This window comes from Martelella lutilitoris (assembly GCF_016598595.1).
Lineage (GTDB): Bacteria > Pseudomonadota > Alphaproteobacteria > Rhizobiales > Rhizobiaceae > Martelella > Martelella lutilitoris_A.
This window is the reverse complement of the sequence record NZ_CP066786.1, coordinates 4,192,050-4,207,403: the sequence shown is the minus strand read 5'-3', so window position 1 is coordinate 4,207,403 and position 15,354 is coordinate 4,192,050. Positions and strand designations below refer to the sequence as shown.

Below are 15,354 nucleotides of genomic sequence, written 5' to 3'. Positions count from 1 at the left end.
GTCGTGAGTCCGATCGGACGCACAAGGGGCGATGCGCTAGGTCGAAAATTCCCGGCGCAAGGCGTTGACGCGGAAATCCGTCATTGTGGTCTGTTCCGGCAGCAAGCCGTCGCTGTTTCGCAAAGCGAGTCCGATATGACGGTCCGCCTGCGTCGTGACCGCCAGATAGAGGGTGACGAAAAGCCGCCGCGCCGCGTTCGCCGGCCAGTCAGCCGGCAGCGCTTGCGCCGGAAGGCGCGGATCGGCAAGGGCCGCAGCGCGGAAATGATCGACAAGCCGCAATCTCAGCGCCAGCGCGGTGGCGCCGTCAGGGGGCGCGCCGGTGGAAAGCGCGGCATGGATCGGCGAAAATCTCTCGATGAAATCGCGATAGGCCGCGCCGACGGCCTCAAGCGGCCAGAGCTTCCGGGTAAGGTCCGGAAGACTCTCTACGCCTGCAAGCGTTTCCGTCGCCAGTATGGCGCAGTCTCCTGGGCGTGCCATGCCTTCCGGCGCAAGCGCCGCCTCCGGGCCGATCCGCGCCCAGCCGTCCGGCAGGTCGCGCGCGCCGAGCGCCAGCAGAAGGCGTTTCGGCGATGGCGGTGGCGAATAGAGGATTTCGGCGGCGCGGGAGAACTCTGCCTCGGCCGCCTTTGTCAGCCGATAATAGCTCTTGCGGCCGATGCGCTCGCCTGCCAGCCGGCCGTTTTCGACGAGCCGTGAAACGGCGGTGCGCACCAGGCTTTCGGAAATGCCCTGCGCCGCGCAGCTTTCGATCAGCGTGCCCATCCACAAGATGCCGCCGCGCGGCGCGGCGACATCGCCGTAAAGCGTGACGATGAAGCCGCTGGCGCGCGGACTGCCTGCGCCCAGGAAATCCTGGACCATGCCTCTTTCGCCCTGCCGAAGGCCTGAAACTTTCCCCATGTCCCCCTGCCTGTGATAGGCCGTCAGTGAAAAATGCCGCAGCGCGGTTTGCCCCTTATAGGCCGAGGCTGCGTCGATCGCCAGTGAGGCTGACAGAGGCGAGCTTGCTCTTTTGCGATCCGCTGCTATCGTTTGCGCGTATTTCGGACATGGTGATATCCATTTGCGCATGGCGTTGGTCACGCCTTGCGGATCGGGAGGCAGTTTGGGCAAACTTTCGGGACCACGCGATCCATCGCGAGTAACCATCTCAGTGGAGCGCTATCCGGCGACGTCGCGCATCTTCCACTGGCTGATTGCCGTCCTGGTGCTGGCGACATGGCCGCTCGGCATGGTCATCAAATTCGTCAAGAACGAGGTCTCGCTCGATTTCTACATGATCCACGAAAGCCTCGGCTTCCTGGTGCTGTGGTTGATGCTCTTGAGGGTCGGCAACCGGCTTTTGACGCGCAAGCCGGAGGAAGACGGACCACGGATCGAACGGATCGCCGCGGCATCGGTGCACGGGCTGTTTTACCTGTTTCTGATCATCATGCCGTTGAGCGGCTTTCTTGCCACCAACGCCCATGGCTTTCCCTTCAGCTGGTTCGGCGTCCTGCCGATCTGGAGCCCGATCGGCAAGGCGCCAGACATCGCCTGGACGCTGTCGGCGATCCATCTCGCGAGCGCCTGGATCCTCGCCGTCCTGTTCGTGCTCCACATGGGCGCGGTGCTGATGCATCACGTGATTCGGCGTGATTTCACCCTCTATCGGATCCTCTAGGGCATGAAGACAATCGACATGACCGATGCCGTCTGGCAGCGGGTTCTTTCCCTTCGCGAAGGAGAAAGGGGCGAGGACGACGAGGCGGCGATGGCACTCTACGGGCCGATCGCCGGCGCAAGCGGCCGGGTCGTCATCGCCCAGGTCGGCCAGTCGCTCGACGGGCGGATCGCAACGCCTTCGGGCGATGCGATGGATGTCTCCGGCCCGGACGGCCTTGCCCATCTTCACCGTTGCCGCGCGCTCGTCGACGCGGTGATCGTCGGCGTCAACACGGTGACGGCCGACAATCCCCGCCTCTCCGTCCGGCTTGTCGATGGCCCCTCGCCGGTGCGCGTGGTCATCGATTGCAATGGCGCGCTCAGTGGCGATGAGGGCCTGTTTCACGACGGCGGCGCGCCCGTGATCGTGGTGATGAGCGCCGCAGCGCCCGAGAAAGGCCTGCCCAACGCCGAGACGATCCGCCTGCAATCTTCCGGCAAGGGCCTGGCGACGGGCGCAATTCTCGATGCGCTGGCCGCGCGCGGACTTCATCGTGTTCTCGTGGAAGGCGGCGCGCGCACCATTGCCCGTTTCGTCGAAGAGAGACAGGTCGACCGGCTGCATGTCGCCATTTCGCCGCTGATCATCGGCGCGGGCCCGAGCGGCATCAATCTGCCGCCGGTCGCGCGGCTTGCCGACGCATTGCGCCCGCCGGCAGCCGTCTACAATCTGGGCAGCGATGTCCTCTTCGATTGCGCGCTGTCAGACCGGCAGGGCTAGTAGGTCGGTGTGGCCGACCATGCAATGACTGCCGGGCTTCTCGGCGGCGGCGAGCCGGAAGGCGATCCAGTCGTCGATATCGCGCGACGTCAGTCCGCCGATCTCCTGCAATGGCTGGCGGAACCCTTCAATGAAGGCCTTCTGAAGAGGGGCGCTGTCGCTTGAAAGGCGCCAGGTGCTGTCGGCCGTTTCAACCCGGAAACCATGATTGCCGAAACGAACCGCAAGGCGCGCCGCCGCTTCGGGTCCGAGCGCCACGCCAAAACCCTTGTCCGTCTGCTGGTGCCGGTTGAAGGCCGAGACGACGGCCTCATCCAGCGGATGAGCCTTCGACCAGGCGATGCGGCCGTCGTAGTTGAGCGCAGCGTAAAGCCCGACCGAACAGACGGCGAGCCGCTCGGCAAACCGCGCCGAGAAATCCTCCGAGCAGAGGTCGAACAGCGCCGATGCGGTGACGATCGCGGCATCTTCCAGCGGCAGCCCGACAAGATCGTTGAGGTCATGCCTGCGCAGGGAAACCCCGGATTGCGCTTTGCTCCGGCGTTCGGCTTCCGCGAGAAGCAGAGGGTCGTTGTCGAGCAGCAGCCAGTTCCCGTCCGCGGGCACGGCATGCGCCAGGCATCGAAGCGTCGAGCCGGTCCCGCATCCGATATCGATGACGAGGGACTTGTCGGCGCCTGAAAGGTGGTGGGCAAATGCTTCGACAAGCCTTTCGTCCCGGGCGGCCCTGTCCGCCGGTTCGCGCAGGGTCAGCCAGTCGGCATCAAAACTCATGTCAGTTTCTCCAGCATGTCCGAAACAATGAGGCCGGTCTCGTCCCAGCGGGGAAGGGCGCTTCCCGCGCGGCAGGCTGCCTCCATCTTGCGGCGGCGGATATCCGGATCGGAAAGCAGGGCGCGCAGGGCCGCGGCGAAGGCGTCGACGTCATCGACCTCCACGAGGAAGCCTGCCTCCTCGGGCACCACGTCGGGCACGGCTCCGGCCCGGCAGGCAATGATCGGCAGTCCGTGCGAAAGCGCCTCGGCGAAGACCATGCCATAGCCCTCATAGCGGCTGGCGAGGGCGAAGACGTCGGCCCCTGCATAAAGCGGGCCCGTCTCCTCCACCGCACCGGCAAGGCGAACCCTTCCGCCAAGCCCCAAAGCGTCGATTTGCCTTTCGATCGCAGCAGCGGTTCCGCCATCGAGGTTGCGACTGCCGGCAATCGTCGCGGTCCAGGCAAGGTCTTCGACCCGTTTCAGCGCGGCAACGAGGATGTCATGCCCCTTGCGCGGCGTCAGCGAGCCGATGGAAAGAACATGCGCCGCGCCGCCGCTTCCGCGTGCCTGCGGCGCGGGATCGGTGCCGGGCACGGCGACGGTAATCCTGTCGCGGCTGGTTGCGAAACCCCTTTCCAGCTCCCGCGCCGTTTCGGGCGAGGTGACGACAATCTGGCGGGCATGTTCGAGCGCGCGGGACTCGCTCTTGCGCAGGGCTTCCGCCCGCTCGCGCGTCAGTCCGGTTTCGAGCGCCAGCGGATGATGCACCAGGGCGACGAATTTCAGTCGATCGCCTTGCCACGCTGCAAAGTCGTCCAGAATGCCGAAGGCAAGGCCGTCGATCATCACCAGCGTGTCGTCGGCAAGCGCGCAGAGCGCTTGCTCCGCCGCCCGTTTGACGCCGTCCACCGGTTCGGGAAAACCGTCGCCGAGCGGCAGGAGATCGACCTGCCAGCCGGCATCCTCAAGCGCGGCGATCAGCCGGCGGTCATAACCATAGCCACCGGTTCGAAGCTGAAGATCGCCGGGATAGGCGAAGACAAGCCTCACAGATCGGCCTCGTACCAGCCGCGTGCGGCGTGGGATTCGTGCAGCGTGACCCGGATCTTGCGGATCCTGTCGCTGCCCGGGCCGAGCTTGCCTTGCGCAACCGCTTCAGCGAGTTGGTCGAAGATATATTTCGCAATCACCTCGGTTGTCGTTACCTTGCCGGCAAAGGCCTCCACTTCGTCGAGGTTCTGGTAGTTGAGCGGCTGCAAGACCTCGCCCAGAACCGTGGTCGCCGCGCCGATATCGACCGCCAGGCCGTCCTCGTCCAGATCGGCGGTGAAGAATGCCGCATCGGTGACGAAGGTCGCGCCGTGCATGGCCTGGGCGGGCCCGAAGACCGGACGGGGAAGAGAATGGGCGATCATGATGTGATCGCGAACCTCGACAGCAAACATATGGGTTTTCCTCAATAGCGGATGCGGTGGCAGAGCGTGTCGGGAGACGATAGGATGCCGGAATAGGCCGCCTCGATCTCCTCAAATGAAGTGTCGCCCGAAATCAGCGCGTCAAGGCGGGCGTCGGCAAGAAGCTGCAGCGCCTTTCCCATGCGCCGCGTAAACGTCCAGCGGGCGCGGTGCGAGGGCGGCAGCGCGCCGACCTGGGAACTGACGATGGAAAGCCGCCGCGCGTGAAACGGACCGCCGAGGGGGATGGCGGCATTGCCGCTGCCGTGCCAGCTTGCTTCGACGATCCGCGCTTCCTGTCCGGCTGTCGCGATGGCTGCGGCAAGCGCCTTGTCCGACCCCGAGGCATTGACGGCGACATCGAAAGGGCCTGCGTGATCGCCTGTCGAGAAGGCAAGACCAAGCTTTTCGGCAAGCGCGGCCCGTTTTCCGTTGGGATCGATCAGAGTCGTCTCGGTTGCCGGAATGGACGAAGCCAGGAAGGCGACCAGAGCGCCAACAGTGCCCGCGCCGAAGACGGCGACCGTATCGCCCGGCTGGATGCCGGCATCCCAGACAATGTTCAGCGCGGTCTCTATATTGGCGGCGAGAACCGCGCGTTCCGGCGGCAGGTCCTCGGGCAGGGGGGAAAGCATGGCGGCGGGCGCCACGAATCGGTCCTGATGGGGATGGAGGCAGAAGACGAGCCGGCCGGAAAGATCGCTCGGGCCCTCGGCGACCCTTCCGACGGCGGCATAACCGTATTTTACCGGAAAGGAAAAATCGCCTGCCATATTGGGGCCGCGCATGCGTTCGCGCTCGCTTTCCGGCACCCTGCCGTGAAAGACGAGGTTTTCGGTGCCCCGGCTGATCCCGGTGAAAAGCGTTTCGACGAGCGCCTCGTCGGCGCCGGGACGCTTCAGCCTTTCGCCGCGCAAGAGAGCGCGCCCGGCTTCGGGAAACCACAAGGCCCGTGCCTCAAGCTGCCGTTCTCGTTCTGACACTGCCCTCTCCCTGCCGTAATCGATGACCATTCGTTCGAAGACGTCAACGGCGCGGCCTTTGTTCCGGATCACGCGAAGTTGCTCTTCAATTTCTGTTTTTTGTGCAGCAGACTGAACCACTTGGGAAGAGCAAACGTTGATACGGACAGATCCAACGCGTTTTCCGGGTGACCGAGACGTCCTGTCGAACAGACGGATAGAGTGCCCGAGGAGGAGATCAGCATGCGGCAAGACAAGAGTTTCGACTTTGCGTCCCTTACCCCCGAGGCCGAGGTGGAGCGGGCCGTCGCGGAACTGCGTTTCGGTCGCCCCGTCATCATGCGGGACGGCGGGCGGCGGATCGCAGCGCTCGCGCTTGATTGCGTCGCGCCGGCGCTGTTCGACCAGTTCGCCCGCGCCGCCGACAATCGCCACAGCCTGTTCCTGACGCGCGAACGGGCCGAGAGGCTCGGCATTCGCGCGAAGGGCGGCATCGCCGTGCCGCTCGCCGGGATCGGTTTTGACGCGGCCTCGAAGCTTGCCTATGCGCTCTCCGCCGAGAAACCCGCCGCCTGGAGGGAAGCCGATCCTCTGGCGGCGGCCTCGCAGGAACTGGCGCGGCTTGCGCTCCTGCTGCCGGCTATGGTGACAAGCGAAATCGCGCCGGAAGACGGGCGATTCGCCGCCTGCCAGGAAATCGACTTTGCAACGCTTGATCAAAGCGAGGGCGCCCGGCAGAATTTCCAGCAGGTGGTGCGCACGCGGGTGCCGCTGAAGGAGATCGGCGACGCCGACTTCGCCGTTTTCCGCGGCGGGCTGGCGCAAAAGGACCAGATCGCCATCATCGTCGGCAAGCCGGACCTCAGCGCGCCGGTGCCGGTGCGCATCCACTCCTCCTGCATTACCGGCGATCTTTCCGGCTCGCTCAAATGCGATTGCGGCGACCAGCTTCGAAATGGACTGAAACAGCTTAAGGCCGCCGGCGGCGGCGTGCTGGTCTATCTCGACCAGGAGGGACGCGGCACCGGCATCGGCGCCAAGATGCGCGCCTATGGTTATCAGCATCAGGGCCTCGACACGATCGACGCCGACGCCGAACTGGGCCTTGCAAGCGATCACCGCCGCTACGAGGCCGCCGCCGCCATGCTCAGCCTGCTCGGCATTTCCAGCGTGGTCCTGCATACCAACAATCCGACGAAGATTGACGGACTGCGTGCAAACGGCATTGATGTATCGGGCCATGTCCGCGTTACCGGCACGGTCACGACCGACAATGTCAACTATCTTCGCACCAAGACGCTGAGGGCCGGCCATACCCTGGAGCTCGAAAGCCTGATCGCGGCGGAATAGGACGAGATGAGCACGCTTGAACCGCCGACTTCCGGGCGACCCTATCTGCGCCATTTCCGCTTGCCTGTTCAGGAGGGCAGCGAGGAAAGAGCACAATCGCGGGAACGCCGCCTCATCAAGAGCACGCTGACGACGCTTTCGGCGATCTATGTCGTCTCGATCGCGGCCTTCATTGTGCTGGCCGAACGGCTTGCGACGGGGCCTGATGCCGTGGTCGCGTCGGCGCTCACGCTGCTCGTCATCTTCGCGCTGGTGGTTCACGCGCTGCCCGGCCATGACCATGCCCGTTTCGGTCCGGCCAATATCATCACGGCCATCCGCGCGGCGATGGTGAGCTTTTTCGGCGCGGCGATGTTTTTCGGCAATCTCTCGGAGACTATCGAGCTCTATGCGCTCGTTATCCTCGTCGTGAGCGCGCTCGCGCTGGACGGGGTCGATGGTCACCTCGCCCGACGCACCCGCCTTCAGTCGGCGCTTGGCACGCGGTTCGACATGGAGGTCGATGCCTTCCTGATCCTGCTTCTGTCTGTTGCGGCCTTCCTGCTCGGCAAGGCCGGCATCTGGGTGCTGGCGATCGGCTCGATGCGCTATGGCTTCGTGCTGGCGCAGCTCGGTCTGCCCTTCCTGAAGGCGCCCCTCCCGCCCTCTTTCCGGCGCAAGCTGATCTGCGTGGTGCAGGTGGCGGCGCTTTGCATCATCCTGCTGCCCATTGTCGCGCCGCCCCTCTCAACGGCGGTTGCGGCGATCGCTCTCGGGCTGATCGTCTATTCCTTCGGCGTGGATGTCATCGACTTGGCCCGCCGGCGTCATCTCTTGCCATGAGCGCGGCGGCGCCGGAGCGTGACCGCCAGCAGGACCAATCCCTGCGGGGCAACGCCGAAAAGCGAGATGAGGCCGTAGAGCAGGCTCGCCGAAAGCCCTTCGGCGCTGGTGAGCCCGAAGAGCGGCCAGAGAGCGGCGGCGGCCGCCTCCCGCGTGCCCCAGCCGCCGACGCCCGCCGGGATCAGCATCGTCATCAGGCAAAGCGGGATGACCGTGACGGCGGCAACAGGCGGCAGCGGCGCGCCGGTGGCATCAGCCGCGATCATGAACACGGCGATATAGGACAGCACCGTCAGCATGCTGAGACCGAACTGGATGCCGGCCGCGCCGCGCCGCCAGAAGACGGCGGCAAGATCGGGCTTGAGCGTTTCGAACCGGGCAAAAAGCCTGCTGCGGGCAATGACCAGGCCAAGACCGGCGGCAAGCGCCAGAAAACCCGTGCAGATGAAAACCAGCCGATAGAAGCCGGGCGGCAGGCTTTCCGCCAGAAGCAGCGGCCAGGCGAACAGGCCGGCGCCGGCGACAAGGAAAAACGCAAGCTGTCCCGAAAGCCGTTCAAGCACGATCGCCGCGGCCGGCCTTTTCCAGCCCTCCTGCGTGCGCGAACGATAGGCGCGCACGGCATCGCCGGCCATGCCGCCCGGCAGAACCTGATTGACGAAACTGGCGATATAATACTCGCCGATGGCAAGGGGCACGGAAATAGGGTGGCCGAGCCTTGCTGCCGTAAACCGCCAGCGCAAAGCCGAAAGGACGACCTGCAATTGCACGATGACGAGAGCGGTCGCGAGCGGGGCGGCGGTGACATTCTCGAAAGCCGCCGCGACGTCTGCGGGGTCGACAGCGATCACCAGCCCGGCGATGATCGCCAGACAGAAGATCACAGCAAGGACGCCATATGCGGACAAGAGCCGCTCCTTTCGATTGCACGCGGTTTCCGGACGAGCGGAAGGTGGAGTCATGATGGCTGAGCGACCGGCTTGCAAGCAGAACCTTTCCGCGCGGACGATCGGCGCGGCGTTCGTCTTTTCGTTCATCGCCCTTTTCGTGCTCAACCTGCCGGATCATTTGCACGCCTTCTCGCCGCGGGCATTCCTGCATCTGCCGGTGGAAATCCCGCTTCTCGCGCTGGCGCTGGTGCTGCTGCCGCGCCGCATCGCGCTCTTTCTCGCCGCTCTTTGCACCGCACTGCTTGGGCTCGTGCTGTTCCTGCGCCTTGGCGATATCGGCGTGCAGTCCGCCTTTCAGCGTCGCTTCAACCCCTATCTCGACGTCAGGATCTTTGCCGATGGCTGGAACGTGTTTTCCGGCGCGGTCGGCCCCCTGGCGGCATCGCTGGCGGTTGTCGGCGCGGTGGCCGCCTTCCTTGCCGTGCTGGCATTTTTCGTCCTTTCCGCCCGCGCGCTGGCGCGTCTTTCCGGCCGGGCGGCGCGCGCCATGGCGCTTGCCTTTGCCTGCGTTCTCGCCGTGGGGCTCGCGTTGTGGGGCGCGGGTGCGGCGACCGGAACGCGGTCCTATGCCGATGCGGGCGGCTCCGCCTATATCGTTGCGCGCATCGAGGCGGTCGCAACGGCGATGCGCGACATGCGGGACTTCGACCGGATGCTTGCCGAAAGCGACGGCCTGGCGGACAGTGAGACCCTCTTCCGGGCGGTCGAGGGCCGCGATATCGTGTTGGTCTTCATTGAATCCTATGGCCGCAGCGCGGTTGAGGATCCCCGTTATGCGCCGCTGATCGGCCCGCGTCTGGAGGCTGTGGAGGAGGAACTGAGCGAGGCCGGATTTGCCGTGGCCAGCGGCTGGAGCCGGTCTCCGACCATGGGCGGGCTCAGCTGGCTTGCCCATGGCACCTTCCTCTCCGGTCTCTGGGTCGACAACCAGGCCCGCTATGACCGGCTGATGATGAGCGATCGCAAGAGCCTCAACCGGCTGTTCCGCGAGGCCGGCTGGCGCACCGCCGCCATCATGCCGGCGATCACCATGGACTGGCCGGAAGGGGCATATTACGGTTATGACACGATCTTCGCCTCGGATGATCTCGGCTATGAGGGCAAGCCGTTCAACTGGGTGACCATGCCCGACCAGTACACGCTTTTGGCCTTTGACCGGCTGGTGCGCCACACGGGTGACGACCGGCCTGTGATGGCCGAGATCGCGCTGATCTCCAGCCACGCCCCCTGGACGCCTGTGCCCGAACTGATCGACTGGGCCGATGTCGGCGATGGCAGCGTCTTCGACCGGCAGGCGACAAGCGGAGATCCGCCGGCGGTGGTCTGGTCCGACCGCGCCCGGGTGCGGCGACAATATATCCGGACCATCGATTACGCGCTGCAGACGATCGGCGATTATATCGCTCGCTTCGGCGAGGACGCGGTCTTCATCGTGCTTGGCGATCACCAGCCCGCGCCGCTCGTCACCGGACCGGATGCCTCGCGCGCCGTGCCCGTCCACGTCATCAGCCGCGATGCGCGCCTCGTCGAGCGGTTTGAGTCCGAGGGGTTTGCGCCCGGCATGACGCCCGCGGCGGAAGCCCCCGAGCTTCCCATGGATACAATGCGCGCCAGGGTGATCCGTATTTTTTCCGAAACGCCCTCCGCAGATAGGCCTGCTGCTTTTCCGGCGGGCGTCAAAAGCGCTTTATGACGAAGGAAAGCGCAGCCGGTTGCTCCGCTCCGTTTCGGGCATGACCGGCACGCTTCTCGATGGCGTTCTCAGCCGATCAGTCGCGCCGAGTAGATCTCGCTTGCGGGCAGCGGCAGAAGCCGGTCGGCCATTTCGCGTTTCAGCGTTTCGTGGCGTTTGGTCTCCGCGGCCGTCTTGTCCTTCTTGCCGCCAAGGCGGACGAATTCTTCCAGCACATGGCCGGGCTTGATGATGGCTTCGGCCAGTTTTCCCCGATAGGAAAAGCGGAACACATAAGGCCCCGGCGGATCGGTGATCACGTCCTTGCCGCCGAGCGGACGGAAGACGGCGAGCCGATTTTCCGTCAGCGCCCGCGTCACCATTTCCAGCGCATCGCGTCCGCCCGGGCCGGTAAAGGCGGTCAGCACCGAGATCTCGCGGCGCTCAAGCGGGGCGTCATCGAGCAACGGAAAGGCCGCCTGCATGGCTTTGAGGCCATGGACCACGCCGCCCGGAAAACCGCCGCCGTGATAGGCCATGATATCGTTGAAGGAAAAGGTGAGGTCGCGGCCGCCTTCGCGGACCGTGATCGTGTCATGCATCGAGAAAACCCTTCAGATTGGGAACGAACCGGTCGAGGAAACGCGTCGTCGCCGGCATGAAATGCGAACCGTGGTGGAACATCGGATCGAGCGAGGAGACGATCATCCGCCCGGGCGTCGAGACCTCGTCGATATAGAAGATCGCGCGGCCCTCGCCGTCGCGCACCAGCACCTCGGCTCCTTCCGGCGGCGAGAACCAGCCGTGCAGGTGCCAGGTCACGTCGCGGTCGCTCATCCCCGCCATCAGCGGGTGCGCCGGCTCGGCGATCGTGACGCCAAGATCGGCCCCCGGCTCCAGCCACCACCACCAGTTCGTCGGCGTCAGGGTAAAGGCGACATTCGGCAGCCACAGATGCGAGAGGCTTTCGCCAAGCGCGATCACCGTCCCGCCGGCGGCAAGATGCCGGTCGATGACGGGGCGCTGCGCGATCATTCGCTGCGCCGGGGTGCGACAGGGGACCCAAAGCGTATCATCCGGCCGCAAGGTCTCGCCAAGCGCTTCCGGCGTCGTGATCACGTCGAACAGGTCGCCATAGCGCGGGCCTTCGAGGCTGCGGATCTGGTAATAGCAACCCGATGAGGGCAGAACGAGGCGTTTTTTCCGTTCGGGCGCGGACCGGAAGCCCGGATAGTCCTCCGCATCGGCCAGGCGCTTGCGGTAGTCGTCTGCGGTTTGCGTCGCCGTCAGCGGATCAACGCAATCACCGCCGTTGGCCCAGGCGATGATGCGCGCGGCAAGCGTTGCCGGCAGGTCCCATTCGCGCCCCATCGTGGCAAGGTCGTTGCCCGCATGGCTGAAGATGCGCCCGCCTTCGGGACGCGCCCAGACCCAGTCGACCGGCACGGCATCCGGTCCGAGCCCGTTGACGATGACGGCGCCGTCCGGCGGCGGGTTGCATCCGCGTCCGTAAAACCCGGCGACGTTCTTGTTGGTCTCGAGCTTTTCCAGATCTATACCGTTGAAGATCGGATGGGCGTTGACGGCCGAGAGATCGAAATCAGGCCGCTTCGGCGCGGCAATCGGCCGATATTGCGCCATGCCATCGACCAGCGGACGCAGCATGTGGCCATTGAAGAACCAGCGACCACCGCGATCAAGGAAGGCTTTGAGCGCAGCCGTCAGGTCGAGCATGGCGTTCTGATCAAGCTGATTGCCGGTGATCAGGCCGTCATGGGCGGCCAGATGCCGAGCGCTGAGATCGGATTGACCGATGATGGTTAGGAGGCCCTCGGCTTCGGCCTGACGAAAGGTCTCGGATGGCCCCTCATAGGCCGATTTGACGTAAAGAACGCTCATGAAAATTCCCTTCCGGCAAAAGCCGGTATCACTGCCTTGCGGGTGCCGCTTTCCGGTCCCGTCAGGTCCACCCAGCGCATGTCGACGCCGTAAAGCTTCGCCAGCGCCTCGGGCACGATCATCTCCTCCACCGTGCCGTTCACCTCGTGTCCGCCCGGCATCATCATCAGCACGTCGTCGGCGGCTGCCAGCGCGTGGTTCGGGTCGTGCGTGGTGAAGAGAATCGCCTTGTCGCGCCGTTCTCGCAGCATGTTCAGAAGATCGAGCGTCTTCGACTGGTTGCCGAGGTCGAGCGCCGAGGTCGGCTCGTCGAAGACCAGCGCCGGCGAGCCGGTGGCGAGCGCCGGCGAGCCGGTGGCGAGCGCCCGGGCAATCAGGATCATCTGCCGCTGTCCGCCCGACATGCGGTCATAGCGTAGGCCTGCCAGATGCGTGGCGCCGACGATTTCCAGCGCCTCTTCAGCCGCTTCGATATCGTCTTTCCCCGGCTGGCCGAAGAGCCCGATCTGCGCGGCATGGCCCATGACGACGACGTCGAGCCCGGAGAGTTTCGCCTGTGAGGCGCCGTGCTGGGGTACATAGCCGGCGATCTTCGGCGCGGTGCGCGTACCCGTCTTCAGCGGCTGGAAACCAAGAAGCGCGCGCAGAAGCGTGGTCTTGCCCCGACCGTTCGGACCGAGGATCGCCATGGTGCGTCCGACCGGCACCTCGAAGCTCACATCGCGGAAGATGACGTTGTGACCGAAGGCGACGCTGGCATTTTCAAGTCCGATCATGGCTGGTTCGCTTTCGAGAAATGCCGGCGCAGAAGCAGGCCGAAGACCGGCGCGCCGATCAGCGCCGTCAGCACGCCGAGCGGGATTTCCGCGGAGGTCAGCGTGCGCGCCAGCGTATCGACAAAGGTGAGATAGGCGGCCCCCAGAATGGCCGAGGCCGGGATCAGCACGCGGTGATCCTCGCCCACCAGAATGCGCGCGGCATGGGGAATGACGAGGCCGATCCAGCCGATAATGCCGGCGATTGCCACCGAAGTCGCCGTCATCAGCGCCGTGGCGACGAAGATGAACCAGCGTTCGCGGTCCGGATTGACGCCGAGCGAACGCGCCTCGGTATCCTCGAGCGCCAGAAGATTGAGCCGGTAGCGGAAGAGCCAGATGGCGACGATGCCGACGGCAAGGCCCGGCAGCCCGAGCCAGAACCGCGCCCATGTGGCGGTCGAAAACGAGCCCATCAGCCAGTAGACGATCGCCGGCAGCGAGGTGTTGGGGTCGGCCACGAACTGCACCACCGAGACGAGCGCTGAAAACAGCGCGCCGACCACCATGCCGGAGAGAATGACGGTGACGATCTCGGTGCGCCCGTTGATGCGCGCCAGAAGGCCGACGATGACCAGGGCGGCAAGGCCGAAGATGAAGGCCAGACCTAAAAGCGTGACCCCGGCATAGCCGAGCAGAATGGCAAGCGCGCCGCCAAAGGCCGCGCCCTGGCTGATGCCGAGCACCTGTTGCGACACCAGCGGATTGCGGAAGACGCCCTGAAGTGCGGCCCCGCCGACAGCCAACGCCGCACCGGAAACGGCGGCGATCAGAACGCGCGGCATGCGCACCAGCAGCACGATCCGCTCGTCGATAGTCTCAAGCGGCGCGGAAGGTGCGGCGATCCAGGCAAGGATGATCTCGGCGATCCGGCCGGGCGAGACTGAAAACCGCCCGGCGCCGATGGCAAAGATCAGGGCCGCGAAAAGTGCTGCAAAAAGGCCGACGAAGACGCCGGCCCGCAAGGCGCCGGACCCGCCGTGAAGGCGGGCACCGGCTGTCACATCGCTCATGACTGGGCCTTGAACTGATCGTAATTGGCAGCGCCCTCATTGAGGTCGGTCCAGAGAATGCCGTCAATGTCGTCTTCGGTCAGATCGTAATCGTAGATCTTCGCATAGGCGTCCTTCATCTCGGCGCGGAGATCATAGTCGAAGACATCCGGATGCAGGAGTTCTGCGAGCCACATCCAGGTCAGCGGGCTTTCCGTGTTCGGCGGATCCCAGCGGTAGCCGCCGAGCGGCATGCGGTAGACCTTGTGGTTCTGCGCCGCATTGGTGAGCGACAGGATCGGGTCCTCATAGATGCGCTCGGGCGAAATCTCGCTCTCGAAATTGTTGAGCAGGATCACATCCGGGTTCCAGGCGGCGATCTGTTCCGGGTTGATGGTCACGCCATTGGCCTCGAGGTCAGCCGAGGCGCTCTTGCCGCCGGTAAGCTCGATATACCAGGTGTTGTAATTGTTCTTCGCGCCAGACGCCTTCAGCGTTTCCTGGGCGCGCAGCAGGTAGAGCACTTTCGGCTTGTCGGCCTCGTCAATGGCGGCGGCCTTGTCGGCGATGTCGCTGGCAACCTCTTCGCGCCATTCGATCAGCGGGCCGATGCGGTCGTCGCGGCCCATGGCAACGGCCGACATGGTCATGTATTCGCGCGCCTTTTCTTCCGTGCCGTAGGAGATCAGCATGGTCGTCAGCCCGGCATTGGTGATCGGGTCGACCAGGTCATTGCCGCGATCGGCCCACTGGATGACGAGATCTGGATTGGTCGCTGCCAGTTCCTCGACATTGGGGATGAAGTTCGGCGCGGTGATGTCGGAGGGAATATCTTTTGCCTCGGGATAGATCTTGCCGAGAATGCCGTCGAGCACGGCCTGTTTGGCAACCGGGTTCATGCCGACCTGCTTTTCGACGCCGCCGTCGATCGCGATCAGCGTCGAGGCCATCGGCATCGGGATCGAGGCGACGCGCTCGGCGGGCTCCTCCAGAACCACTGCGCGGCCGGCCTGGTCGGTGATTTCGATCGGGTCGGCATGGGCGATGCTTGCGCTGGCCAGGATGAGGGAAGCGATGCCGAGCGGCAAGACGGTCTTCATGGGAAGCTCCTTTGACATATGGCAGGTAGGAACTTTTATATTAAGGTGATTTTTATAGTCAAGTTTTAATGCAACCCAGGCGCTATTTGGTCGCAGGGCGCGCATCGAAACCTCGATGGTTCAGGCTCTTGGGCGGGAGACGTCCGGTT

Annotated in this window: 16 protein-coding genes; 5 read left to right on the top strand and 11 right to left on the bottom strand. The window is 64.7% G+C overall.

All coding sequences use genetic code 11. From position 1 onward, the window contains the following. Positions 1–36: 36 nt before the first annotated feature. A complete protein-coding gene (locus JET14_RS19855; protein ID WP_200335884.1) occupies positions 37–867 on the bottom strand; it encodes a PaaX family transcriptional regulator C-terminal domain-containing protein in 831 nt (276 codons plus the stop codon). A gap of 244 nt (positions 868–1,111) precedes the next feature. Here JET14_RS19855 and JET14_RS19850 point away from each other — a divergent pair, with 244 nt between their 5' ends. Together JET14_RS19850 and JET14_RS19845 are read left to right on the top strand one after the other, a co-directional pair. Continuing rightward, positions 1,112–1,669 carry a cytochrome b gene (locus tag JET14_RS19850; RefSeq protein ID WP_246750399.1) on the top strand — a complete coding sequence of 186 codons (558 nt, stop codon included), beginning with the start codon at positions 1,112–1,114 and terminating at the stop codon, positions 1,667–1,669. Between the two features lie 3 nt (positions 1,670–1,672). Further along, complete coding sequence (locus tag JET14_RS19845) at positions 1,673–2,431, top strand: RibD family protein (RefSeq protein ID WP_200335881.1); 759 nt, start codon at positions 1,673–1,675, stop codon at positions 2,429–2,431. Here the strand turns inward: JET14_RS19845 and JET14_RS19840 are convergent. From JET14_RS19840 to JET14_RS19825, 4 genes are read right to left on the bottom strand one after another with little or no spacing between them, the layout of a single operon-like run. Further along, positions 2,414–3,205, bottom strand: a complete 792-nt coding sequence (locus JET14_RS19840; protein ID WP_200335880.1) for a methyltransferase domain-containing protein — start codon at positions 3,203–3,205, stop codon at positions 2,414–2,416. The genes JET14_RS19845 and JET14_RS19840 overlap by 18 nt on opposite strands. After that, the gene (locus tag JET14_RS19835) at positions 3,202–4,239 is read right to left on the bottom strand and encodes a glycosyltransferase family 4 protein (protein ID WP_246750398.1); all 1,038 of its coding nucleotides are present in this window, start codon (positions 4,237–4,239) and stop codon (positions 3,202–3,204) included. Before JET14_RS19835 ends, JET14_RS19840 begins: the two co-directional genes overlap by 4 nt. Beyond that, a complete protein-coding gene (locus JET14_RS19830; RefSeq protein WP_200335879.1) occupies positions 4,236–4,634 on the bottom strand; it encodes a 6-pyruvoyl trahydropterin synthase family protein in 399 nt (132 codons plus the stop codon). The genes JET14_RS19835 and JET14_RS19830 overlap by 4 nt, the downstream gene beginning before the upstream one ends. Positions 4,635–4,645: 11 nt before the next feature. After that, positions 4,646–5,626 (bottom strand): zinc-dependent alcohol dehydrogenase, encoded by a 981-nt coding sequence (locus JET14_RS19825; RefSeq protein WP_246750396.1) that lies wholly within the window; start codon positions 5,624–5,626, stop codon positions 4,646–4,648. Between the two features lie 222 nt (positions 5,627–5,848). On the opposite strand from JET14_RS19825, the gene ribA reads away from it, so the two are divergent. After that, positions 5,849–6,955, top strand: a complete 1,107-nt coding sequence (ribA, locus tag JET14_RS19820; protein WP_200335877.1) for a GTP cyclohydrolase II RibA — start codon at positions 5,849–5,851, stop codon at positions 6,953–6,955. 6 nt (positions 6,956–6,961) lie between these two features. After that, complete coding sequence (locus JET14_RS19815) at positions 6,962–7,777, top strand: CDP-alcohol phosphatidyltransferase family protein (protein WP_200335875.1); 816 nt, start codon at positions 6,962–6,964, stop codon at positions 7,775–7,777. Here the strand turns inward: JET14_RS19815 and JET14_RS19810 are convergent. After that, positions 7,762–8,685, bottom strand: a complete 924-nt coding sequence (locus JET14_RS19810) for a lysylphosphatidylglycerol synthase transmembrane domain-containing protein (RefSeq protein WP_246750394.1) — start codon at positions 8,683–8,685, stop codon at positions 7,762–7,764. The genes JET14_RS19815 and JET14_RS19810 overlap by 16 nt on opposite strands. 55 nt (positions 8,686–8,740) lie before the next feature. Between JET14_RS19810 and JET14_RS19805 the strand changes: the two genes are divergently transcribed. Beyond that, complete coding sequence (locus JET14_RS19805; protein ID WP_200335871.1) at positions 8,741–10,420, top strand: sulfatase-like hydrolase/transferase; 1,680 nt, start codon at positions 8,741–8,743, stop codon at positions 10,418–10,420. Positions 10,421–10,488: 68 nt separating this feature from the next. On the opposite strand, the gene JET14_RS19800 is transcribed toward JET14_RS19805, so the two are convergent. Genes JET14_RS19800 through JET14_RS19780 form a run of 5 tightly spaced genes read right to left on the bottom strand, consistent with a single transcriptional unit; the run spans position 10,489 to position 15,205 of the window. Continuing rightward, on the bottom strand, positions 10,489–11,001 hold the full coding sequence (locus JET14_RS19800; RefSeq protein ID WP_200335862.1) for a hypothetical protein: 513 nt from the start codon (positions 10,999–11,001) through the stop codon (positions 10,489–10,491). After that, positions 10,994–12,298, bottom strand: a complete 1,305-nt coding sequence (locus JET14_RS19795) for a hypothetical protein (protein WP_200335860.1) — start codon at positions 12,296–12,298, stop codon at positions 10,994–10,996. The genes JET14_RS19800 and JET14_RS19795 overlap by 8 nt, the downstream gene beginning before the upstream one ends. Beyond that, a complete protein-coding gene (locus JET14_RS19790) occupies positions 12,295–13,074 on the bottom strand; it encodes an ABC transporter ATP-binding protein (protein ID WP_200335858.1) in 780 nt (259 codons plus the stop codon). The genes JET14_RS19795 and JET14_RS19790 overlap by 4 nt, the downstream gene beginning before the upstream one ends. Continuing rightward, on the bottom strand, positions 13,071–14,126 hold the full coding sequence (locus JET14_RS19785; protein WP_200335856.1) for a FecCD family ABC transporter permease: 1,056 nt from the start codon (positions 14,124–14,126) through the stop codon (positions 13,071–13,073). Before JET14_RS19785 ends, JET14_RS19790 begins: the two co-directional genes overlap by 4 nt. Next, a complete protein-coding gene (locus JET14_RS19780; protein ID WP_200335854.1) occupies positions 14,123–15,205 on the bottom strand; it encodes an ABC transporter substrate-binding protein in 1,083 nt (360 codons plus the stop codon). The genes JET14_RS19785 and JET14_RS19780 overlap by 4 nt, the downstream gene beginning before the upstream one ends. Positions 15,206–15,354: the final 149 nt, after the last annotated feature.

Excerpts from the sequence above, each read along its gene's own strand:
- JET14_RS19780 (WP_200335854.1), bottom strand. The coding sequence starts at position 15,205 with ATGAAGACCGTCTTGCCGCTCGGCATCGCTTCCCTCATCCTGGCCAGC.
- ribA (WP_200335877.1), top strand. The coding sequence starts at position 5,849 with ATGCGGCAAGACAAGAGTTTCGACTTTGCGTCCCTTACCCCCGAGGCC.
- JET14_RS19840 (WP_200335880.1), bottom strand. The coding sequence starts at position 3,205 with ATGAGTTTTGATGCCGACTGGCTGACCCTGCGCGAACCGGCGGACAGG.
- JET14_RS19805 (WP_200335871.1), top strand. The coding sequence starts at position 8,741 with ATGGCTGAGCGACCGGCTTGCAAGCAGAACCTTTCCGCGCGGACGATC.
- JET14_RS19800 (WP_200335862.1), bottom strand. The coding sequence starts at position 11,001 with ATGCATGACACGATCACGGTCCGCGAAGGCGGCCGCGACCTCACCTTT.
- JET14_RS19815 (WP_200335875.1), top strand. The coding sequence starts at position 6,962 with ATGAGCACGCTTGAACCGCCGACTTCCGGGCGACCCTATCTGCGCCAT.
- JET14_RS19795 (WP_200335860.1), bottom strand. The coding sequence starts at position 12,298 with ATGAGCGTTCTTTACGTCAAATCGGCCTATGAGGGGCCATCCGAGACC.
- JET14_RS19855 (WP_200335884.1), bottom strand. The coding sequence starts at position 867 with ATGGTCCAGGATTTCCTGGGCGCAGGCAGTCCGCGCGCCAGCGGCTTC.
- JET14_RS19785 (WP_200335856.1), bottom strand. The coding sequence starts at position 14,126 with ATGAGCGATGTGACAGCCGGTGCCCGCCTTCACGGCGGGTCCGGCGCC.
- JET14_RS19830 (WP_200335879.1), bottom strand. The coding sequence starts at position 4,634 with ATGTTTGCTGTCGAGGTTCGCGATCACATCATGATCGCCCATTCTCTT.
- JET14_RS19790 (WP_200335858.1), bottom strand. The coding sequence starts at position 13,074 with ATGATCGGACTTGAAAATGCCAGCGTCGCCTTCGGTCACAACGTCATC.
- JET14_RS19845 (WP_200335881.1), top strand. The coding sequence starts at position 1,673 with ATGAAGACAATCGACATGACCGATGCCGTCTGGCAGCGGGTTCTTTCC.